Origin of the sequence: Citrobacter sp. 21OH12SH02A-Citro, assembly GCF_027919895.1 — a bacterium.
GTDB classification, from domain to species: domain Bacteria; phylum Pseudomonadota; class Gammaproteobacteria; order Enterobacterales; family Enterobacteriaceae; genus Citrobacter; species Citrobacter braakii.
The window spans coordinates 4176565-4198154 of record NZ_CP114801.1; the positions used below are offsets into that span (position 1 = coordinate 4176565).

Sequence of the window (21590 nt, forward strand, 5' to 3'; positions counted from 1 at the left end):
GCACAGCCCGGCTGTGTGAAAATAAATTATTGAGGTTCAGGAGTCCGGCGTGGAAAAAAATAATATTACCCTCGACCCGAGTTCTTCGTTTGGCACGTCGTCATCTGCGGATATTAACGTTCCGCCTGAGGGCATGGTGCAACGCAGTAGCCGAATAAAACGTATTCAGACCACAGCAATGATTTTATTATTTTTTGCTGCGGTGATTAATTATCTCGACCGCAGTTCACTGTCGGTCGCCAACTTAACGATTCGTGAAGAACTGGGGCTGAGCGCCACGCAAATCGGCGTACTGCTGTCAGTGTTTTCTCTCGCTTACGGTATTGCACAGCTGCCCTGCGGCCCGCTGCTGGATCGCAAAGGTCCGCGCATTATGCTGGGGCTGGGGATGTTCTTCTGGTCGCTGTTTCAGGCGATGTCTGGCATGGTTCACAGCTTCACTCAGTTTGTTCTCGTGCGTATCGGGATGGGGATCGGCGAAGCGCCCATGAACCCGTGCGGCGTAAAGGTCATCAACGACTGGTTTAACATCAAAGAGCGCGGTCGCCCAATGGGGTTATTCAACGCTGCTTCCACCATCGGTGTTGCCATTAGCCCGCCGATTCTGGCTGCCATGATGCTGGTGATGGGCTGGCGTTGGATGTTTATTACCATCGGCGTGCTGGGTATTTTCCTCGCCATCGGCTGGTACATGTTGTATCGCAACCGCGAGCAGATTGCGCTGAGCGCTACTGAACAAGCGTATCTGAACGCCGGTAGCGTCAATGCCCGCCGCGATCCGCTGAGCTTTGCCGAATGGCGCAGCCTGTTCCGCAACCGCACTATGTGGGGCATGATGCTGGGCTTTAGCGGCATCAACTACACCGCGTGGTTATATCTGGCGTGGCTGCCAGGCTACCTGCAAACCTCCTACAACCTGGATTTAAAAAGCACCGGATTAATGGCGGCGATCCCATTCCTGTTTGGCGCAGCCGGCATGTTAATTAACGGTTTTGTCACCGACTGGCTGGTGAAAGGCGGTATGGCACCGATTAAGAGCCGTAAGATTTGTATTATCGCCGGGATGTTCTGTTCTGCGGCCTTCACTTTCATCGTGCCGCAGGCCACAACGTCGATGGCCGCCGTATTACTGATCGGTATGGCGCTGTTCTGTATCCACTTCGCCGGCACCTCGTGCTGGGGCCTGATCCACGTAGCAGTCGCCTCACGCATGACCGCCTCCGTGGGCAGTATCCAGAACTTTGCCAGCTTTATCTGCGCGTCGTTTGCACCAATCGTCACCGGATTTATTGTTGATACCACCAACTCTTTCCGTCTGGCGCTGATCATTTGTGGCTGCGTCACCATGGTGGGAGCCCTCGCCTACATCTTCCTGGTGCGCCAACCCATCAGCGATCCGCGTAAAGATTAATCCTCATGATGCCCGATAACACCGCGCTTATCGGGCATGTTATGCTCGACAAATGAACATCACCTTACGCTCCACCACTCTGGCAGAAACTGCCGCTCTTCCCGCCATCGAACGATCTGCGGGGCAACGTTTTTTACTCATCCCCGAACTGGCGTGGATTGCTGACGACCAGACTATATCGGCTGACCAGCATCGGGCATTTGTCGCCGCTGGCATGAGCTGGCTGGCGCAGGTCGACGAGCATCCGGTCGGTTTTTTAGTTGCCGAAACGCTGGGGTCATCGCTGTTTATTGCTGAACTTTCACTGCATCTGGAGTGGCAGGGAAAAGGTATTGGTCGCAGATTGATTGGCTATGTTGCCGAACAGGCGCGCGAGAAAGGTTATACATCGCTCACGCTGACCACCTTTCGCGATGTGCCGTGGAATGCGCCATTGTACGCACGATTGGGGTTTGAAATGCTGGCTGACGAGACGCTTCCTGCACTGCTGCGCCAGAAAAGAGAAGACGAAGCGGCGCACGGGCAGACGTACGAACTACGCTGCGCCATGCGCCTGATGCTGCGTTAATTGCCCGCGGGCGGCTACGCCTTATCGGGCATTACCAACTTAGAACGTTTCCCAGTTATCCCCGGCATCCGTTACCGCAGCTTTTCGCGGCTGGACCGTTGAAACCGGTTTAGCGGCAGCAACGTCACGCGCGCGCTGTTGATCATGCTGAATACGGAACACGGCAACGGCCTGGGTCAGACGGCTGGCCTGCTCTTCCAGCGCCGCAGCGGCGGCGGCGGATTCTTCCACCAGCGAGGCGTTCTGCTGCGTCACACGATCCATCTCAGCAACGGCCAGACCGACCTGGTCGATACCGCGGCTCTGTTCATCAGAAGCAGAGGCGATTTCACCCATGATATCGGTCACGCGGGTTACCGCATTGACGATCTCATCCATGGTTTCACCAGCGCTTTCTACCAGCGTTGAACCCACATCCACACGGCTGACCGAGTCTTCAATCAGGCTCTTGATCTCGCGCGCGGCCTGCGCACTACGCTGGGCCAGGTTACGAACTTCACCCGCAACCACCGCAAAACCACGGCCCTGCTCGCCCGCACGCGCGGCTTCTACCGCGGCGTTGAGCGCCAGAATGTTGGTCTGGAAGGCAATGCCGTCGATGACGCTGATAATGTCGGCGATTTTCTGCGAACTGGAAGCGATGTCGCGCATGGTTTGCACCACGTTATCCACCACTTTGCCGCCTTTCTGCGCGGTTTCAGAAGCGCTCAGGGCCAGATGGCTAGCCTGACGCGCGTTTTCGGCGTTCTGCTTCACGGTCGCCGTCAGCTGTTCCATGCTGGCTGCGGTTTCTTCCAGAGATGCAGCCTGCTGCTCGGTACGCGAGGAGAGATCGTTGTTGCCCATCGCAATCTCGCTGGCCCCGCTATAAATCGCGTTGGCACCGTTACGCACATCACCTACGGTGTTCATCAGCTCACCCTGCATATGACGCAGGCTTTCCGCCAGTTGGCCAATCTCGTTGGAACCTTCCACCTCAATACGCTTCACCAGGTCGCCGCTGGCGATATGACGAATGCTGTCGATCAGACGGTTCATTGGGGAGATAAGAGTCAGTTTGATGCCGAACCAGACCGCAATAATTGCCGCCAGTACGGTAATCAGTACACAGACCAATACCCACATCGCCTGGCTGTAAGAGCTGTTGTTATCTGCCACTGCTATGTCATACAGGCGATCATTCTGCTGCATGTAGTTGATGTATGTCTTCTCAAAACCATCCTGATAGCTCTGCGTGGGTTGATCAAAGAACGCATTGATCTTCCCGTCACCCAGTAACTGGATCAGCTCCGCCAGCGCGCCGTGATAGATGTCATAGGTTCGGTTGATCTCCTGGAACGCGGCTTCACTTTGACGCGGATCGCGCGGGAGCGACTCGTAAATCGCCCAGTTTTTTTCCGTCAGTTTCAGCGCCGTGCTGGCTACCTGCATCAGCTCAGCAACGGTCGCACCGCTGCCGATATTGCTCTGATCCATCATGTAGCGAATACCCGCCCGGTTCAGGGTATTACGCGTTTGCAGCAGCTCAACCCAGGTGGCGTTCAGCGCAGACTGCTGCTGGCGAATGGTTTGCAGAACGGTAAAGTTCTCTTTGTCATTCTTAAGTGAGTTAAAAAACAAGCCGCCGGAGGCGAGCTGTAAAAGGCCAAATAGCGCCAATACCAGCAGTAAGCTGGTAACAATCTTCATTCGTTTTAACATGTTTTCTCTTTCCGCTAGACAGATGTCAGAATTTTCGGCCTGGAAAGGGAAAACTTTATGAAATTTGTGCTAGTTGAATCGATCTCAGCATCGACGATTCGTCGATCCACGCCGTCTGCCAAAGCGCTAAGCGGGTTTATTAGTGATCTCAATCACATAAATAAACCCGTTAGTCCCCATTGCTTACCGCTCACTGACACTTGGGACCGCTTAAGCTGACATACAACCGCTCACTTATTTACCTTACTTTACGCGCGTATTTCTCTGGCAAGATCCCCCCAACATAGCAGTCAATTTACCTCCTCAAACACAAGATCAAACCCACGCGGCTTCGGCCAATTATTAATTAGATACCAGGTTTTACTATGGATACGAAAAAGATATTCAAGCACATACCCTGGGTGATTCTCGGAATCATCGGTGCATTCTGCCTCTCGGTAGTGGCATTACGTCGGGGTGAGCACATCAGTGCCCTGTGGATCGTGGTCGCCTCAGTTTCTGTTTATCTGGTGGCCTATCGTTACTACAGTCTGTACATCGCCCAAAAGGTGATGAAACTTGACCCGACGCGTGCCACGCCGGCGGTCATCAACAATGACGGTCTGAACTACGTTCCAACCAACCGTAACGTATTGTTTGGCCACCACTTTGCCGCTATCGCAGGTGCAGGTCCGCTGGTTGGGCCGGTACTGGCCGCGCAGATGGGCTATCTGCCCGGTACGCTGTGGCTGCTGGCGGGTGTCGTGCTGGCCGGTGCGGTGCAGGACTTCATGGTGCTGTTTATCTCTTCACGCCGTAACGGCGCATCTCTGGGTGAGATGATCAAAGAAGAGATGGGCCCGATCCCGGGAACCATTGCGCTGTTCGGCTGCTTCTTAATTATGATCATCATCCTTGCGGTACTGGCGCTGATCGTGGTGAAAGCGCTGGCTGAAAGCCCGTGGGGTGTGTTCACCGTCTGCTCAACCGTACCTATCGCGCTATTCATGGGGATCTACATGCGATTCCTGCGACCGGGTCGTGTGGGCGAAGTGTCGGTGATTGGTATTGTGCTGCTGGTTGCGTCTATCTACTTCGGCGGCGTGATTGCTCACGACCCGTACTGGGGCCCGGCGCTGACCTTTAAAGACACCACCATTACCTTTACCCTGATCGGCTACGCGTTTATCTCTGCGCTGCTGCCGGTATGGCTGATCCTCGCGCCGCGCGACTATCTGGCTACCTTCCTGAAAATCGGCGTTATCGTCGGTCTGGCGGTGGGGATTGTTATCCTCAACCCGGAACTGAAAATGCCGGCGATGACTCAGTACGTTGATGGTACTGGTCCGCTGTGGAAAGGCGCTCTGTTCCCGTTCCTGTTCATCACCATCGCGTGTGGTGCGGTCTCTGGCTTCCACGCGCTGATCGCTTCTGGTACCACACCGAAGCTGCTGGCCTGTGAAACCGACGCGCGCTTTATCGGTTACGGCGCCATGCTGATGGAATCCTTCGTGGCGATTATGGCGCTGGTTGCCGCGTCCATCATCGAACCGGGTCTGTACTTCGCAATGAACACCCCGCCAGCAGGCCTTGGCATCACCATGCCGAACCTGCATGAAATGAGCGGCGAGAACGCCCCGCTGATTATGGCGCAGTTGAAAGACGTAACCGCACATGCGGCGGCGACCGTCAGCTCCTGGGGCTTCGTCATTTCGCCTGAGCAGATCCTGCAGACCGCGAAAGACATCGGTGAACCGTCCGTTCTGAACCGCGCAGGTGGCGCGCCGACGCTGGCCGTTGGTATCGCTCACGTGTTCCACAAAGTGCTGCCGATGGCTGATATGGGCTTCTGGTACCACTTCGGTATTCTGTTTGAAGCACTGTTCATCCTGACCGCGCTGGATGCCGGTACCCGTTCTGGCCGCTTTATGCTGCAGGATTTACTGGGTAACTTCGTTCCGTTCCTGAAAAAAACCGACTCTCTGGTTGCGGGCATCATCGGTACTGCGGGCTGCGTAGGCCTGTGGGGTTACCTGCTGTATCAAGGTGTTGTTGACCCGCTGGGCGGCGTTAAGAGCCTGTGGCCGCTGTTCGGTATCTCTAACCAGATGCTGGCTGCCGTGGCATTGGTTCTGGGCACCGTGGTACTGGTTAAAATGCAGCGCACCAAATACATCTGGGTTACCGTTGTTCCGGCTGTATGGCTGCTTATCTGCACCACCTGGGCGCTGGGTCTGAAACTGTTCAGCACTAACCCGCAGATGGAAGGCTTCTTCTTCATGGCGAATCAGTACAAAGAGAAGATTGCTAACGGCGGCGAACTGACCGCTCAGCAGATTGCCAACATGAACCACATCGTTGTCAACAACTACACCAACGCAGGCCTGAGTATTCTGTTCCTGGTGGTGGTGTACAGCATCATTTTCTACGGGTTCCGTACCTGGCAGAAAGCCCGCGCCATCAACGGTCGCTCTGATAAAGAGACGCCGTATGTACCGGTGCCGGAAGGCGGCGTGAAGACCTCTTCACATCACTAACCGTATTCAGCCCCGCTTCGGCGGGGCTTTTCGCTTATCAGGATTGTTTATGTTTGGTACTTTAGGTCAGGCAAAAAAATACCTCGGTCAGGCGGCAAAGATGCTGATTGGCATTCCGGACTACGACAACTACGTCGAGCACATGAAGACCAACCATCCCGATAAGCCGTACATGACCTACGAAGAATTCTTCCGCGAGCGCCAGGAAGCCCGCTACGGTAGCGGCGGAAGCAGTTGCTGTTAGAAGGAGAAATGAATGACCCCGATTGCAGTTACCCTACTCACCGGTTTTCTTGGCGCGGGTAAAACCACCCTGCTGCGCCATATTCTCAACGAGCAGCACGGCTATAAGATTGCCGTTATCGAAAACGAATTCGGCGAAGTCTCGGTGGACGATCAGCTGATTGGCGACCGCGCCACGCAGATCAAAACCCTGACCAACGGCTGCATTTGCTGTACCCGCTCCAGTGAGCTGGAAGACGCACTGTTAGATCTGCTCGACAACCTCGACAAAGGCGCCATCCATTTCGACCGTTTGGTGATCGAGTGCACCGGCATGGCCGACCCCGGCCCGATTATTCAGACCTTTTTCTCCCATGAAGTGATTTGCGAACGCTACCTGTTGGACGGTGTGATTGCGCTGGTTGACGCGGTACATGCCGACGAGCAGATGAACCAGTTCACCATCGCCCAGTCACAGGTAGGCTACGCTGACCGCATCCTGCTGACCAAAACCGACGTGGCGGGTGAAAGCGAGAAACTGCGTGAGCGCCTGGCGCGCATCAACGCCCGCGCCCCGGTGTATACCGTCACGCATGGTGATATCGACCTCTCCTTGCTGTTCGATACCAACGGTTTCATGCTCGAGGAGAACGTGGTCAGCGCCAAACCACGCTTCCACTTTATCGCCGACAAGCAAAATGATATCTCCTCGATCGTCGTCGAGCTGGATTACCCGGTAAACATCAGTGACGTGTCGCGGGTAATGGAAAATCTGCTGCTGGAATCCGCCGAGAAGCTGCTGCGCTACAAAGGCATGCTGTGGATTGAAGGCGAGCCAAACCGCCTGCTGTTCCAGGGCGTTCAGCGTCTGTACAGCGCCGACTGGGACCGCCCGTGGGGCGACGAACAACCGCACAGCCTGCTGGTGTTTATCGGCATTAACCTGCCGGAAGACGAGATCAGAGCCGCGTTTGCGGGATTGAAGAAGTAAACAGCCGCTCCCTTTTATTTGTGAAAGGGAGCAAATATCTCTGAAACAAATATCTCGCATCACGCTTTCTGTTTGTAATATTGTCTGTTAATGTCATTACCCATGATGAATTCATGTTTTTATTAATATCTCTCGGAATATTAATTTAACATATTTATATAATTTTCATGAATTGGTAGGCGTAACATGGCAATCATTATTCCCACAATAAGCAGTTGTAGCGAGAAAATTACTGCCGGCGAAAAAAGACTGGCAAGACTTCTTGAGGGGGGACTCAGCGAACAGTGTACCTGCTGGTATGACACCCGAATGGGAGACAAGCAAGAGCATCCGGATTTTGTAATTCTAACCCCCGATAAAGGTTTGTTATTTATAGAAGTAAAAGACTGGTTTATTACAAAAATTAAATCTGCCAACAAATCACATATTCATTATGAAACTAAAGACGGCATTCAACCGTTCAAGAATCCACTCGAACAGGTTCGTCAATATACCTTTCACACTATCAATAGCCTAAAAAAAGATCCGCTGCTTCGCCAGCAACAAGGTGATTATGAAGGCAGCTTTATTATGCCGTATGGATTTGGTGTTTATTTGAGCAATATCACCCGAGCACAGCTAGAAAAGAGTTTTCCACCCGAAGCGATAAATGAACTATTCCCAGCCAGCCAGGTTATTTGCAAAGACGAACTCAGCGAGTTTATGACCAAGGAACAAATCTCTGCCCGGCTCGAATCCCTTCTCAGACATAACTACGCTCATCACACTACACCACAGCAACTCGACCGTATCCGATGGCATCTATATCCCGATGTACGCATTAACGCATCCGTTACGCAGGTTGATCTGAACAATTTTACGTTCCACACCCCCGATGTGGTTTGCATGATGGACAGGAACCAGGAACAACTCGCCAGAAGCATGGGTGCAGGACACCGTGTTATTCATGGCGTGGCAGGATCCGGTAAAACGCTCATTTTGCACCACCGTTGTATTGAGCTTGCCAACAATATTGAAAACACCAAGCCGATCCTGGTGATTTGCTACAACATCACGCTGGCCAAAAAACTCAAATCACAGCTTGAGCAGCACACTTTAAGACTTCCCGTCGAAGTCATCCATTTTCATGCCTGGTGTTATCAACAGTTAAATACACATCATTGTCTTCCGCCGAAAAGCAAAAACTTTATTGAGCTGATGGAAAATGCACTGACGGTGGCATTTGAAGAGGGGATTATAAAACCGGAGCAATATAGCGCAGTCCTAATAGACGAGGGACACGATTTTAAACCGGAGTGGCTGAGAATACTCGCACGTATGCCAGACAACAAAGATAACTCCCTTCTTTTCCTCTACGATGACGCCCAGTCTATCTACCAGAAAAAGAAAGCCCTCGACTTCACACTCTCTAGTGTCAATATTAAGGCCCTCGGCCGCACTACGATCCTGAATACCAACTATCGTAATACCCGGCAAATACTCCATTTTGCCAGCAACATTGCCTTTAATTATCTCAATAATCACATTGAAGAGGCGCTAAAATACCAGCAACCCGATGCTGGAGGCTTGTCCGGCACTTACCCGGCACTGGCCAGCTTTGATAATCAGGACGAGGAGATTACTCACGTGCTCGATTGGGTGACAAAGCAGCGACAACAAGGTATTGCATGGTCAGAGATCGCCATACTGTGCCCTTCAACATACAGCATTTCGGGGATGCTGGGGCCACGTCTCGCGGCGCGTAGCATCCCCTACCAAATGATTGTGACCAGCGATGACAAAAAGCACTGGTCGCCGCAAAATGATCTCCTTTGTGTAATGCCTTTACCAAGCAGTAAGGGGCTTGAATTTCACTCAGTGGCTATTATGGATGCCGCAAAGGAAAGGGATGAGGAAGATCTGAGTGACGACATCAAGCGTCTGTATGTCGGATTTACCCGCGCGCGCCAGAATCTTTTGGTGACAATGCACGGAACAGGGAGCTTGCGCGACCATCTTATCAACACCTACGAAAATAGCGCAAAGGTGATCTAACGGAGCCACGCCAGGAATCCGTAAACATTCCCCTCTCCCTACAGCGGAGAGGGGCGAATCCTATTTCAACACGCCCTGCTGCGTTACAACCCACTGTTCACTGGTGGTAATCGGTTTGTCATCTCGGCATGATGCCGCAGGTGTTCCACTAATTTGACAGCTGCGGTTATTTTAGCGGAGAACCGCAGCAGAAATAACCTCGCAGATGCCCGGTGGCGCTACACTTACCGGGCCTGGAAATTCCGCTTCCCGTAGACCGGATCAGGCACAGCCGCCACTCACAGTCCCTGCATATTCTGACTATTTCTTGTTTTGCTCGCGCAGCATCGCTTCGCGCAAAATGGCATTGAGACGCGTCTGGTAACCCTTCCCGGGGCGCTTCAGCCATTCCATCACATCGGCATCAATGCGCACCGACGCCTGCGTTTTTAACGGACGAAAAAACTTACCGCGAATGGCCTCTGACCACTGCTTATCTTCGGTCACGGGAATGTCGCTGTAATCGATATCATCGTCCGGTTTATTCGCCAGCGCCTTCAGTTCAGCCTCATGCTGAGCACTCAGCGCGGATACGCTGCCGCGTTTATGTTTAACTATGCTCATAACGATTCCTCTCTTTACGATCTGCCTTTCTGGCGCTGATGATACGAATGACTTCAAAGCCACTTTCAAACCTAACGCTATGGGCAACCAGAATAACCACAATGCCATGAACGAGACCAATGGTCTGCCAGCGATACTCACCGTTCTCATACCGCTCCTGCCGCGACAGATGTTGGGGATCGTCGAAAACCAATATTGCGTCCTCAAAGCGAACACCATGTTTCCTCAGGTTACTTTGTGCCTTGTTTGCATCCCACTCAAACTCCATTGGCATGTATTTCATCCCTTATTGTATATACAAAAATGTATCTACAATTATCTTATGATTATAGCGAAATTGTTGGAAATAGCATCACACTTTACTGTTGATAGGGTGAACTTTAGTAGGCCGGATAAGGCGCAGCCGCCATCCGGCACTGGCAGTTTTCATTCCGATAAGTGATTCATCCCATGGAATTTTTCATCTGGTATGGCAAGCTATTGCCATTGCACTCGTTAAGGGACCAACGTGAAAAAGTACAAAGTGATTACCCCGCTTTTTCCAACTTATGATCAGACCCGAGCCATGATGAATGCCGTGGCTGGATGTTCAGTCAAAGCGGTGCGTAATATGATCACCGCCATTCAGGAGCAAACGGGTACGCCACAAAACCCGGTTGACTGGTCAGAGCCGGATAACTGGATTAAAGAACGGCTCAGCGGCGAAGATGCCAAAATAGCCTGGCAGATCTGGAAGATGGATAACCATATTCTCAACCCCCGCCACAGCTATGGCTGCTACATGTTTATCAATAACCCTTTGTTCGATCTTATGCAGACCCACGAAGACGGCGGCTGGTACCCCAGCGAACAGGGGCGATTATTTCTGGATAACGATGAAGCCACACTGCGTAAACTCGACGATACAGAAGGCATGTTGCAACTACTGGAACTGCTCGCCGGCCGGGAGCAGGCCAGACGCGCTGATCTGCTACCCGAGTGGCAGGCATTCTTACATCAGCACTCAAAATTTGCCTCCCCCAGTTCAGTCAAAACTACGCTCTACGCCCGGCTGTACAACCTGGTCGAGCGCGATCTGGTAGCCCGTGAAGGGATGAGCTACAAAATTACCGAGGCTGGCCGAAAATGGCTCGGTAAGGCACTGCCTGAACGTCGAACCGATCCACGTAAGGAGTTGCTGGATGCGGTAAAACGCTATAACCAGCAGCAAAAAGAGCTATTGCGCGACCAGCTCTCCACTATGAATCCGTACAAATTTGAACATCTGGTGGCTCAGCTACTTGAAACAATGGGCTACGAGCAGGTTGAAGTGACCAAAGCCTCCGGCGATAAAGGCGTGGATGTGATTGGTAAGGTTCAGGTGGGCATCACCACCATTACCGAAGTGGTGCAGGTAAAACGGATGCAGAACACCATCACGCGCCCGTATATCGATCAGCTACGCGGCGCACTTCCCTACCACAAAGCCATTCGCGGCACGCTGATCACTACCGGCAAGTTTGCCGCCAAATGCGCGGAAGCAGCGCTGTTTCCAGGGGCAGCCCCTATCACGTTAATCGACGGCGACCGCCTGCTGGAACTGTTGATTGAAAACAACGTCGGCATTCGACGCAGCAACGCGGTAGAACTGCTGGATGTCGATTTACAGCTGTTTGATGAGCTGGAGATTGAATAACGTTCCAGACGCTCTAGCACAGCCATTTCTGTTCATGGCTTGCATAACAATATTGTGTAAAATCAGAGCAATCCCATTATCGGTAGAGAACGGACATGGCTGACCTGAACCTGAGTACCCTGACGGAAGCAGACATCATCACCAAACGCGTAATGCCCGCCATCCTTGACGCTGGCTGGAACGACACAACGCAAATCAGACAAGAGGTCAAACTCCGGGACGGCAAAGTCGCGTTATCCGGATTACACGCATGTTCCGGCAATTATTATGAAAGGCCAGTGGCTGGAGGCAGCCGGTTTCGCCACCGGCTGCAAATTCGATGTCAGAGTGATGCCCGGCTGCATTGTGCTGACGGCCAAGCTGCCGGAACCGGAAGAACCGGCGTTACTGCAGTCGCTGCGTCGGGTGTGCAAGCTGTCCGCGCGTAAGCAACAGCAGGTGCAGGAGTTTATCGACGTGATTTCGGCGAAGCCTGTCAGGCAGAAATAACCGCCCGGATGCCAGACGGCGCTCATGAGTATAAGCGCCGTGTATTGATTACTTTACAGCTCTGGGTAACATCATTTTATCCGGAGCCGTTTACTCAAGACCCTAAGCGATAATCCCAATCATCATAGTGGACTATATTCCCATCATGATAGTGCCAGGTAATCTTCTTGTAACGGAGCTGAGCAAGTTCAAGATGGGTCTGTTTTTCGTAATAAGGATCTTTAACATCGTGCATCAGTGAAAAAAGCGTAACGACTTTCACATTTTCCAGGGTTATCGTAAAATAGACCTCTTCCTGACCAGCATAATTTATTCGATAGAGGTCAATAACCGCTTTCCTTAATGTTTCTCCGGTACTTAATGATTTGTACAAAAGCACACTAGAAGCATCAATTTCCTTTTCAATTAAAAATGGACGATGTTGGCGTTTATTCAACACCCTCCCATTATGCAAATCAGAGTTGTAGCTCACATTATGATACAGACCTAAAATCTCGATCTGATTTTCACGGTCTTTTACCATTACACTACCTTTGATAATATTACCAGCATCATCGATTAATGACATATAACCGGGGATAGCCATTTATAAATCCTTGTTAAATGGAATAGAATTCTCAACATTATTGATCATAACCGTAATACACCGCTTCCCTTCTGTCGTTTTGACCTTATACATTTCCCTGATGGAATTAACAAATAGCTTATTCATTTCTTCTTCTGACTCAGGGTAAGAGGTAAATGCGCATACCTTCTCAATATTCAGCAATGGTCTGTTATCGTTGAGGATAGCCAGAACACCGACTGGGTTATGTGGAATGGCTTCAGAGACCGCCCCCCTGTAAATCTTCCGCCGTACTGGCATCAACTCCGGATTCAAGAGCACTTGCTACCGTTAACCAGTCATTATTACCTTTGCTAATTTCAGGAATAATATGGTTCCACCATTCTGACTCACTGCCATCATAAAGTTCGTGTACAACGGTATTTGCTCCTTTTTCATTTATCATCTGCAGAAGCTGTGCTGCAGTATGCACTGCAGCACAGGGAGCACCCGAAAGAATAAATAAAAAGGAGATAAAAATAAATTTCATTATCTTACCACCAAAATTGTGTCACCCGAATCGTAAATAGTTTGGCGCTTATCTTGTCCATTCATAATTATACATCCTGCAGATGCCGTTCCCGGTGGCTGCCCTTTTTTATCACCATGAATTTCGAAATGATCTCTGCCAAAAGTATTTGTCCCTGCAATAGGTTCGAGGATAATAGCGGAGGGACTTTTATGATTATTCCATCCAGCAATAAAATAAACGCCTCGTGGAATGGGGCCCTTGTTACGTATGTGTTCACAGTTCGGTTTATCCTTTGATTCATCAGCACCACTGTAGCAATAAGCAATTAATTTACCGTTATGGCTCAGTATACCTGTCGATACTTTATATTCCCATGTCATATGATTTACATCCTTTAAAATATAATAATTATGCTTATCGTATTTAATTGTAAAATTAAATATGTTCATAAAGTCACAATTATTAAAATTCAAAATATTTATAATTCATACATCTTTATTTCTCGAACAAATAAATCGTATTCTGAATAATTAGATAACGGGGAAGCAGCAGGCAATCTGAAAACACCCGGTGTACCAGAAATACCATCGTTAGCGTTGCTACCAGCGAGACGTAACCGGATACGCGTGAAGAAACAGGCGTTACCACGCGCATCACCGTGGAGTCCGGCGTCAGCGGGATCCAGATATCGGCAACGATAAACCAGGCGAATATTACCAAGAAAGCGGCAATACTCACCCTTACCCAACGGGCAAATTTTTGTTCTGGGGTCATCATAGTTTTTAGTGTTGATTGTCTTCTTCGCGGATTGTCCGCAAATTGCAGGCGAGTTGATTTAAGGTCGCGCTGAATGAGGCAAGCTCCGCTTCAGGAATGGTGCAGGTGACGCGATGTTGATATGTCTCAATCACCCGGTTAAGTTCTTCAAGCCTTGCGCGGTCAGCGTTAGCAGACGGATGCGTTTGTCATAAGGCGATGTGGAACGCAGCAGATATCCCTGCTTTTCCAGTTGCGAAAGGGTGCGCATCAGCGGCGGCAGTTCAATGCCCTGCATTTGTGCCAGTTCACTGACCGAGACGTTGTCTCCCAGTTGATACAGTTGCATCAGTACCGTCCAGCTTGACTGCGTCAGGCCAGTATCAGTGATGGCAGCATCAATAATGGCTCGCCACTGGCGCACCACCATTGCCATGCGCATCCCCATCGGACGGCGGGCAAACAGTTCATCTTCCGTCATCTTACTTTCCCCTCATCGCTGAGAAGAAAATAATACTTATCAGGGTAAGTATAAAGAAACAGGCTATCCAGAAGCATGAATTGACAAATAATGTGAATACAAAAGAGGCCGGGGCGATAACCCTCCAGCCTCTGTCGATGGAAGAAAATCACTCTACCTGATCGCGTCGCAGCCCGACGTCCCGCAGCCGCTCATTACTCATCTGTTGCAATACGCGCCGCGTTTGCGCCCGTAACCGCCACGCCTTATATGCCCGCCAGATCAGAACAAACCCAATAAATGGCTGCTTTGCTTTATTCTCATGAAATTCCATACCTTGCCTCCCCGCCTTGTCTGAGGCTTTATCTTCACGGATTTGGCCCTAAGCAATACAGACTCACAAAGTACTTTTATTTAACATACAGATTGATTAAAAAGAGTTCTGCATCGCTTTTTTCACGCCAATCTGTACTGGTTTTTTAATCTGTATGGTACCCATGAGGGATACAGCATGACGCGTTACCAACATCTGGCCAATCTGCTGGCCGAACGCATTGAGCAGGGGTTGTATCGCCATGGCGAAAAACTGCCGTCGGTACGTAACCTGAGTCAGGAGCACGGGGTCAGTATCAGCACCGTCCAGCAGGCGTATCAGATGCTGGAACAGCGACAGCTGATCACCCCGCAGCCGCGTTCCGGTTATTTTGTCGCACCGCAAAAAGCGCTGCCGCCCGTACCGCCGATGTCACGCCCGGCGCAGCGTCCGGTCGAGATAACGCAGTGGGATCTGGTGCTGGATATGCTAAAAGGGCATAGCGATAAATCTGTGATCCCCTTCAGCAGCGGCGCGCCAGATGTCAGTCAACCGAGCCTGAAACCGCTCTGGCGCGAGCTCAGCCGCGTAGTGCAGCATAATCTGAAGGCGGTACTGGGGTACGACAAGCTTCCCGGCAGCCAGGAGCTGCGCCAGCAGATCGCCCGTCTGATGCTGGATAGCGGTTCAGTCCTCAACGCCGATGATATTGTGATAACCAACGGGAGCCAGAGCGGAATGTCGCTGGCGCTGCTGGCGGTTTGTCAGCCAGGAGACATTGTCGCCGTTGAATCACCCACCTACTACGGCACAATGCAGTTACTGCGCGGCCTGGGGATCAAGGTGATTGAGATCCCAACCGATCCGGATACCGGGATCAGCATTGAAGCGCTGGAGCTGGCGCTGGATCAGTGGCCGATCAAAGGCGTGCTGCTGGTACCCAACTGCAACAACCCTCTCGGGTTCATTATGCCGGATGCGCGTAAGCGGGCGGTGCTCGCCCTCGCCCAGCGTCACGATATCGTCATTTTTGAAGATGATGTGTATGGCGAACTGGCCACAGAGTATCCGCGCCCGCGTACGATCCACTCCTGGGACAGTGACGGCCGGGTAATACTCTGCAGTTCGTTTACCAAATCCGTAGCCCCCGGACTGCGCGTGGGTTGGGTGGTTCCCGGTCGCTATTACAACAAACTGCTACATATGAAGTACGCCGTCATTGGTACTAACGTTCCCGCTACGCAGCTGGCAGCTGCCTCCTTTGTGCGCGAAGGTCATTACCATCGGCATATCCGGCGTATGCGCCAGATTTATCAGCGTAATATGGAGATCTACACCTGCTGGGTACGGGAATATTTTCCCTGTGGGATCTGCGTCACCCGACCGAAAGGCGGCTTTATGCTGTGGGTCGAGCTGCCGCTCCAGGTCGATATGGTCTGCGTCGCTAAGCAGCTCTGTCGCCTGAAAATCCAGGTCGCACCGGGATCGCTGTTCTCCGCATCCGGAAAGTATCGCAACTGCGTACGCATCAACTGCGCGTTACCGCCAAACGAGAAGCATCAGCAAGTGATGCAAAAGCTCGGCGAGGCGGTAAAGATGGCGATAGAGTAAACCGGACCGCCCGGTGGTTCCGGGCAGGCGATTATGCGATTTAAGTCATATCTAATGACTTAAACCCTGGATATCTTCTGCGGAAAGCCGGGTAATTTTTTGTACCGTGCAGATATCAATACCGTCTGCCAGCATGGTGCGGGCAATACGGAGCGCCTCATCACGTCGTCCTTCTATAAGCCCTTCTTGTCGTCCTTCCTGTAACCCCTCTTGTAACCCTTCCAGCCTGCCTTTTTGTAGCCCTGCCTCATGCAATCTGTCGGCGATCGTCATCAAATGCTCCTTATGCTGCGGTGAACGTTCGGCAACCTCACGAATAAACTCACTGAATCGAGGCGCATCGCCAGTTCGTAAAATATAATTAAACAGCGTCTTTATCTGGCTGTCATTAGTCAGTCCGGTAAGTAGCAGGGAAACAATTTGCTCGACCAGCCCCATTAGGTCGCGCAGCGAAGCGGGAAGATGTATTTGTAGAAAATCCCGAGCTGTCTCAGGGTGGCGCAAAAAGGTTTTAAAGACCGCATCATGCGGGGTGGAAGTCGGTGCTTTGTTCATGGCGATCCATCACCTGGAAATAAGATGCCGTTACTGTAGCGCTGGTAAACCACACCCTCACCTGTAACTTTCTCTCTTTGCGAGACGATTTCCGGGATAAAAACGCCCCTTTGTAACGTCTGCATTTGTCTGGAACGCATCACGCAGAATCACGACCTCAATGCACATTCCCGCTTTTTCACCGCAGGGCCTGTGCTATAACAAATCATTACTTTCATGGAGGACACGATGTGACGCATACCCGAGATATTCCACAATCGTTCTGGCGTGATGAGCAACTGCCGTGGCTGGAGCTTCGCAGCACCTGGCAAAGTCAGCAGGCCTATAAGCGCCATCACCACTCTCAGCTCTCGATTGGGGCAATTCTCGAGGGAGGAACCTGCTGCCTGTGCGATGACAAGGAATACCATCTGAAGGCGGGCGATCTCATTGTGATCCCACCACTGGCACCTCACAGCTGTAATCCCGTCAACGGGCAATTTCGCAGCTATCACATGCTTTATCTTGATGCCCGGTGGTGTCTTGCCCATCTGCCTACACTGAACAGCAATCAACGGCTTTGTACGCGCACTCCTGTTATCCGCGATCCGCAATTATTCCAGTGCTACATGCACCTTGTGGCGCTCATGCCGCAACGGCAAACGACGCAGATAACTGATGCCGCACAAGCATTGCTGCGCTCGCTGCCATTGCAGTCGGTAACACCGGAAAACCTAAGCGTCACCAGCCAGTATCTGCGCGAGCGGTTGCAGTCCAGTCTGCTCTCCCCACCCTCGCTGGATGAGCTGGCAGATGAGTGTCACATGCGTAAAGAAACGCTGATTCGGACCTTTAAGCAGGACACCGGGCTGACGCCGGGAAATTATCTGAACATCATGAGGATTGACTATGCCCGTCAGCGGCTACGGGCCGGGGACGAGATTGTCGATGTCGGCTACAAAAGCGGGTTTGCCGACCAGAGCCATTTCCATCGCACCTTTGTTCGCTACACAGCAGCCACACCGCGCCAGTACGCACTGGGACGATCAATATCAGACAATAATTAGCGTTGCGTCAGGCGTACGCTGATCTCTGATTCATTTTCTGAGGTCGCTATGTCGCCGCTTGCTGAACTTTTTCCGTCTGCTTTTCCCGCGCTGGCGCTGGCGCATTTTGTTGCACTACTCAGCCCAGGGCCGGACTTCTTTTTACTGGTCGGTTACGCCGTACGTTACCGGATGCGCGGCAGCGCCGGACTGTGCGTGGGGATCGCCATCGGCAACGGGCTGTATATTCTGCTGGCGATTATTGGTTGGGGGATTCTGCGCCAGCTTCCCCTGCTGTTTACGGTTATTGAGCTGCTGGGCGCGCTCTATTTATTATGGATTGGCAGCCTGCTGATACGCAGCCGCCCGCAAACCCTGACCGGAGCAGACGCCCAGTCTACCTGTCCAGGATTTGGTAAACAGCTGCTGCTGGGATTAGGCTCGTCGCTGCTCAACCCAAAAAATGCGCTGTTCTATCTGGCGCTGATGACCGCCCTGCTCGGCCCGTCGGTGACGCTGCTGCAACAAACCATGAGCGGGATCTGGATGACCTGCGTGGTGTTGTTCTGGGATCTGCTGATCGTGATGTTCATCGGCTTACCGCAGATCCAGCGGCGGTTAACCAGAGGGATCGTGTGGATCGAGCGTATCGCCGGCGGCGTATTGATCATCTTCGGTTGTGCAATCGCGCTGCGGTTTTTGCAGAGCATCGTACCCTGATTAACGTGGTAATTTTCTGCAAATAAAGCGGATAAACTCGTTTAATTAATATCCAATCCGCATTACACTTTGGGTGGCTATTATCCATTCAACCAATTCTTCCCGAGGTGCGATGTGCTGATTGTTACCTGTAATCGTTACGTTTTCTGACCCGAGTCTGAAAACGTTTCTCCTGTTTGCGCCTCGCGCAGGCAGCGTTTTTGATTACATGAAATTCAGTACATTTGCAGTCTGCTTTTTTTTGTCATCGGTCTGACGTCTCAAAGACGGTATTGAATTTCGCTATTCCCGTTGAGGGTTTTCTCCCGAAAAGGAGCTGTTTTATGCAACGGATTCTCGCGTTTTTCTCCCAACGCACCACGACGCTATTTTTTCCTGTCGCGTTGATTTTATATGACTTCGCCGCCTATCTGTCGACGGACCTGATCCAGCCAGGCATCATCAATGTGGTGCGTGATTTCAACGCCGACGTCAGCCTGGCCCCCGCTGCGGTGAGCCTCTATCTGGCTGGCGGCATGGCGCTGCAATGGCTGCTGGGACCGCTCTCCGACCGGATTGGCCGTCGACCGGTGCTGATTGCAGGGGCGTTAATTTTTACGCTCGCCTGCGCTGCCACGCTATTGACCACCTCAATGACGCAATTTCTGGTCGCCCGATTTGTACAGGGCACCAGCATCTGCTTTATCGCTACCGTTGGCTATGTCACGGTGCAGGAAGCGTTTGGGCAAACGAAGGCCATAAAGTTAATGGCGATAATCACCTCCATTGTGCTGGTTGCGCCGGTTATCGGCCCGCTCTCCGGCGCAGCGCTGATGCACTTTGTACACTGGAAAATCCTGTTCGCCATTATCGCCGCCATGGGGCTTATCGCCCTGATTGGGCTAGCGTTAGCAATGCCGGAAACCGTTAAGCGCGGCGCGGTGCCGTTCAGTGCACGCGGCGTACTGTGTGATTTCCGCGACGTTTTCCGCAACCGGGTATTCCTGTTTGGCGCAGCCACGCTGTCGCTAAGCTATATCCCGATGATGAGCTGGGTGGCGGTCTCGCCGGTGATCCTGATCGACGCTGGCGGTATGAGCACATCAGAGTTTGCCTGGGCGCAGGCACCGGTGTTTGGCGCGGTGATCGTCGCCAATATGGTGGTTGTTCGTTTTGTGAAGGATCCAACCCAGCCACGCTTTATCTGGCGGGCGGCACCCATTCAACTGAGCGGACTGGCGGTGCTGATTGCCGGCAATTTGCTGTGGCCGCACGTCTGGCTGTGGTCGGTGCTGGGAACCAGCCTGTATGCGTTTGGCATTGGTATGATCTTTCCGACGCTGTTCCGCTTTACGCTGTTTTCCAACAACTTACCGAAGGGTACGGTCTCGGCGTCGCTGAATATGGTCATCCTGACGGTGATGGCGGTTTCTGTCGAAATCGGACGTTGGCTGTGGTTTAACGGCGGCAGGATTTCGTTTCATCTGCTGGCGGTTGCGGCGGGTATTGCTGTCGTCTTTACCCTGGCAGGCTTACTGAAGCGGGTTCGCCAGCATGAAACAACAACGTTAGCCACTGAAAACTAACCTGCCGGATGGCACTGACGCTTATCCGGCCTATGTCGTAGTGATAGGCCGGATAGGGCGCTTGCGCCGCATCCGGCAACCATCACATTATCTTAAGCAATGCGCGCAAACCCTGCTTCCAGATCGGCAATCAGGTCGCCAATATCCTCAAGGCCAATATGCACCCTGACCAAGGTGCCGCTGAAATCTACCTCTCCGGCTGGGCGAATGCTGTTCAGCTCTTCCGGCTGATTCGCCAGAATAAGCGACTCAAATCCGCCCCACGAATAGGCCATATGGAACAGTGAGAAGTTATCGAGGAAATTCGCCATCTGCTCGTCGGTCAGTCTCTTTTTCAGCACAAACGAGAACAGGCCTGAGCTTCCGGCAAAGTCACGCTGAAAATACTCGTGCCCCGGGCATTCCGGTAATGCCGGATGATTCACCCGCGCCACTTCCGGCCTTGCCGACAGCCAGCGGGCAATATGGATGCTGCTCTCCTGATGCTGCTTAAGACGTACCGCCAGGGTGCGCAATCCACGGCTGCCGTTGTAGGCCGTATCGGCATCCAGCGTTTGCCCCATCAAATAGGAGTTCTCGCGCAGACGATCCCAACAACGCGCGTTGGACACCGCCGTGCCCAGCATGCCGTCCGAATGACCGATGGTGTACTTCGTTCCCGCCTGAATGGAAATATCCACGCCATATTCCAGCGCTTTGAACAGCACACCCGCCGCCCAGGTGTTGTCGATCATAATGACAATCTCCGGATTAACCGCGCGGATAGCTTTCACCATCCCCGGTACATCCTGGACTTCCATGGTGATCGAACTTGGCGATTCGAGGAATACAACTTTCGTTTCCGGACGCAGAAGATCAACGATACCAGCACCAATCAACGGATCGTAATACGTTGTTTCCACATTGAATTTACTCAGGATCTTATTGCAAAAATCCTGGGTTGGCTCGTAGGCCGCGCCCGTCATCAAAATATGATCGCCACCCTGAACAAACGCCAGAATCGCATTGGTCACCGCCGCGGCGCCGCACGGGTAAAGCGCGCAGCCAACGCCGCCTTCCAGTTCGCTCATTGCCTTCTGGAAGGCAAAGTGGGTGTAGGTTCCGCGACGACCGTAAAACAGCTCGCCATTTGCGCGATTGGCGGTGGCGAATTTTTTGTCTTTCACGGTATCAAACACCAGCGAAGAGGCGCGCTGGATAACCGGATTCACCGCTCCCTGGGTGTAGCGTTTGTCGCGACCCGCAACAACTAATTGCGTCTCAAGCTTCATTGCGTCTTTCATAACATCTCCTGTTCTT

General features: G+C 52.1%; 20 protein-coding genes and 4 pseudogenes. 13 read left to right on the forward strand and 11 right to left on the reverse strand.

Annotated features, from left to right (window positions below):
* The first annotated feature begins 49 nt into the window (after positions 1 to 49).
* On the forward strand, positions 50 to 1411 hold the full coding sequence (locus O6D90_RS20180; protein WP_016155619.1) for an MFS transporter: 1362 nt from the start codon (positions 50 to 52) through the stop codon (positions 1409 to 1411).
* Positions 1412 to 1463: 52 nt separating this feature from the next.
* On the forward strand, positions 1464 to 1979 hold the full coding sequence (locus tag O6D90_RS20185; RefSeq protein ID WP_016155618.1) for a GNAT family N-acetyltransferase: 516 nt from the start codon (positions 1464 to 1466) through the stop codon (positions 1977 to 1979).
* A 39-nt stretch (positions 1980 to 2018) separates the two neighbouring features.
* Here O6D90_RS20185 and tsr read toward each other — a convergent pair whose 3' ends face one another.
* The gene (gene tsr / locus O6D90_RS20190) at positions 2019 to 3680 is read right to left on the reverse strand and encodes a methyl-accepting chemotaxis protein (protein ID WP_016155617.1); all 1662 of its coding nucleotides are present in this window, start codon (positions 3678 to 3680) and stop codon (positions 2019 to 2021) included.
* Between the two features lie 365 nt (positions 3681 to 4045).
* Here tsr and btsT point away from each other — a divergent pair, with 365 nt between their 5' ends.
* From btsT to O6D90_RS20210, 4 genes are all read left to right on the forward strand, one after another.
* Positions 4046 to 6196 carry a pyruvate/proton symporter BtsT gene (btsT, locus tag O6D90_RS20195; protein WP_003830033.1) on the forward strand — a complete coding sequence of 717 codons (2151 nt, stop codon included), beginning with the start codon at positions 4046 to 4048 and terminating at the stop codon, positions 6194 to 6196.
* A gap of 49 nt (positions 6197 to 6245) precedes the next feature.
* Positions 6246 to 6440: a YbdD/YjiX family protein gene (locus O6D90_RS20200; protein WP_003830038.1), complete on the forward strand. Its 195-nt coding sequence runs from the start codon at positions 6246 to 6248 to the stop codon at positions 6438 to 6440.
* A gap of 12 nt (positions 6441 to 6452) precedes the next feature.
* Complete coding sequence (gene yjiA / locus O6D90_RS20205) at positions 6453 to 7409, forward strand: GTPase (RefSeq protein WP_016155616.1); 957 nt, start codon at positions 6453 to 6455, stop codon at positions 7407 to 7409.
* Between the two features lie 186 nt (positions 7410 to 7595).
* A complete protein-coding gene (locus O6D90_RS20210; RefSeq protein ID WP_016155615.1) occupies positions 7596 to 9443 on the forward strand; it encodes a 3'-5' exonuclease in 1848 nt (615 codons plus the stop codon).
* Positions 9444 to 9743: 300 nt separating this feature from the next.
* Here O6D90_RS20210 and O6D90_RS20215 read toward each other — a convergent pair whose 3' ends face one another.
* The gene (locus O6D90_RS20215; protein ID WP_016155614.1) at positions 9744 to 10046 is read right to left on the reverse strand and encodes a BrnA antitoxin family protein; all 303 of its coding nucleotides are present in this window, start codon (positions 10044 to 10046) and stop codon (positions 9744 to 9746) included.
* Entirely contained in the window at positions 10033 to 10320 is a 288-nt protein-coding gene (locus tag O6D90_RS20220) for a BrnT family toxin (protein WP_016155613.1), read from the reverse strand. The genes O6D90_RS20215 and O6D90_RS20220 overlap by 14 nt, the downstream gene beginning before the upstream one ends.
* A gap of 234 nt (positions 10321 to 10554) precedes the next feature.
* Between O6D90_RS20220 and O6D90_RS20225 the strand changes: the two genes are divergently transcribed.
* From O6D90_RS20225 to symE, 3 genes and pseudogenes are all read left to right on the forward strand, one after another.
* Positions 10555 to 11721: a restriction endonuclease gene (locus O6D90_RS20225; RefSeq protein WP_019078303.1), complete on the forward strand. Its 1167-nt coding sequence runs from the start codon at positions 10555 to 10557 to the stop codon at positions 11719 to 11721.
* 95 nt (positions 11722 to 11816) lie between these two features.
* Positions 11817 to 11963: pseudogene (locus tag O6D90_RS20230) on the forward strand (type I restriction endonuclease); the annotation flags it as partial.
* A complete protein-coding gene (gene symE / locus O6D90_RS20235; RefSeq protein ID WP_050566574.1) occupies positions 11893 to 12210 on the forward strand; it encodes an endoribonuclease SymE in 318 nt (105 codons plus the stop codon). The pseudogene O6D90_RS20230 and the gene symE, both read left to right, overlap by 71 nt.
* A 94-nt stretch (positions 12211 to 12304) precedes the next feature.
* Here symE and tssD read toward each other — a convergent pair whose 3' ends face one another.
* From tssD to O6D90_RS20265, 6 genes and pseudogenes are all read right to left on the reverse strand, one after another.
* The gene (tssD, locus tag O6D90_RS20240; RefSeq protein WP_016151575.1) at positions 12305 to 12796 is read right to left on the reverse strand and encodes a type VI secretion system tube protein TssD; all 492 of its coding nucleotides are present in this window, start codon (positions 12794 to 12796) and stop codon (positions 12305 to 12307) included.
* 238 nt (positions 12797 to 13034) lie between these two features.
* Positions 13035 to 13304 carry a hypothetical protein gene (locus O6D90_RS20245; RefSeq protein ID WP_271143192.1) on the reverse strand — a complete coding sequence of 90 codons (270 nt, stop codon included), beginning with the start codon at positions 13302 to 13304 and terminating at the stop codon, positions 13035 to 13037.
* The gene (locus tag O6D90_RS20250) at positions 13304 to 13735 is read right to left on the reverse strand and encodes a tlde1 domain-containing protein (protein ID WP_225836832.1); all 432 of its coding nucleotides are present in this window, start codon (positions 13733 to 13735) and stop codon (positions 13304 to 13306) included. The genes O6D90_RS20245 and O6D90_RS20250 overlap by 1 nt, the downstream gene beginning before the upstream one ends.
* A 151-nt stretch (positions 13736 to 13886) precedes the next feature.
* Positions 13887 to 14063 (reverse strand): annotated as a pseudogene (locus O6D90_RS20255) (hypothetical protein); the annotation flags it as partial.
* Between the two features lie 5 nt (positions 14064 to 14068).
* Positions 14069 to 14523 (reverse strand): annotated as a pseudogene (locus O6D90_RS20260) (MarR family transcriptional regulator).
* 148 nt (positions 14524 to 14671) lie between these two features.
* Positions 14672 to 14836, reverse strand: a complete 165-nt coding sequence (locus O6D90_RS20265) for a DUF1127 domain-containing protein (protein ID WP_016155606.1) — start codon at positions 14834 to 14836, stop codon at positions 14672 to 14674.
* A gap of 177 nt (positions 14837 to 15013) precedes the next feature.
* On the opposite strand from O6D90_RS20265, the gene O6D90_RS20270 reads away from it, so the two are divergent.
* Complete coding sequence (locus O6D90_RS20270; RefSeq protein WP_016155605.1) at positions 15014 to 16426, forward strand: PLP-dependent aminotransferase family protein; 1413 nt, start codon at positions 15014 to 15016, stop codon at positions 16424 to 16426.
* Positions 16427 to 16855: 429 nt separating this feature from the next.
* On the opposite strand, the pseudogene O6D90_RS26410 reads toward O6D90_RS20270, so the two are convergent.
* Positions 16856 to 16981: pseudogene (locus O6D90_RS26410) on the reverse strand (Rpn family recombination-promoting nuclease/putative transposase); the annotation flags it as partial.
* A 230-nt stretch (positions 16982 to 17211) separates the two neighbouring features.
* Here O6D90_RS26410 and O6D90_RS20280 point away from each other — a divergent pair.
* The 3 genes from O6D90_RS20280 (at position 17212) to mdtM (ending at position 20291) form a co-directional block, all read left to right on the forward strand.
* Positions 17212 to 18027, forward strand: coding sequence for a helix-turn-helix transcriptional regulator (locus tag O6D90_RS20280; protein ID WP_016155603.1), 816 nt, complete (start codon positions 17212 to 17214; stop codon positions 18025 to 18027).
* 48 nt (positions 18028 to 18075) lie between these two features.
* The gene (locus O6D90_RS20285; protein ID WP_016155602.1) at positions 18076 to 18726 is read left to right on the forward strand and encodes a LysE family translocator; all 651 of its coding nucleotides are present in this window, start codon (positions 18076 to 18078) and stop codon (positions 18724 to 18726) included.
* A 323-nt stretch (positions 18727 to 19049) separates the two neighbouring features.
* Positions 19050 to 20291: a multidrug efflux MFS transporter MdtM gene (gene mdtM / locus O6D90_RS20290; protein WP_016155601.1), complete on the forward strand. Its 1242-nt coding sequence runs from the start codon at positions 19050 to 19052 to the stop codon at positions 20289 to 20291.
* 92 nt (positions 20292 to 20383) lie between these two features.
* Here the strand turns inward: mdtM and metC are convergent, their stop codons facing one another.
* Positions 20384 to 21574, reverse strand: coding sequence for a cystathionine beta-lyase (gene metC / locus O6D90_RS20295; RefSeq protein ID WP_016155600.1), 1191 nt, complete (start codon positions 21572 to 21574; stop codon positions 20384 to 20386).
* Positions 21575 to 21590: the final 16 nt, after the last annotated feature.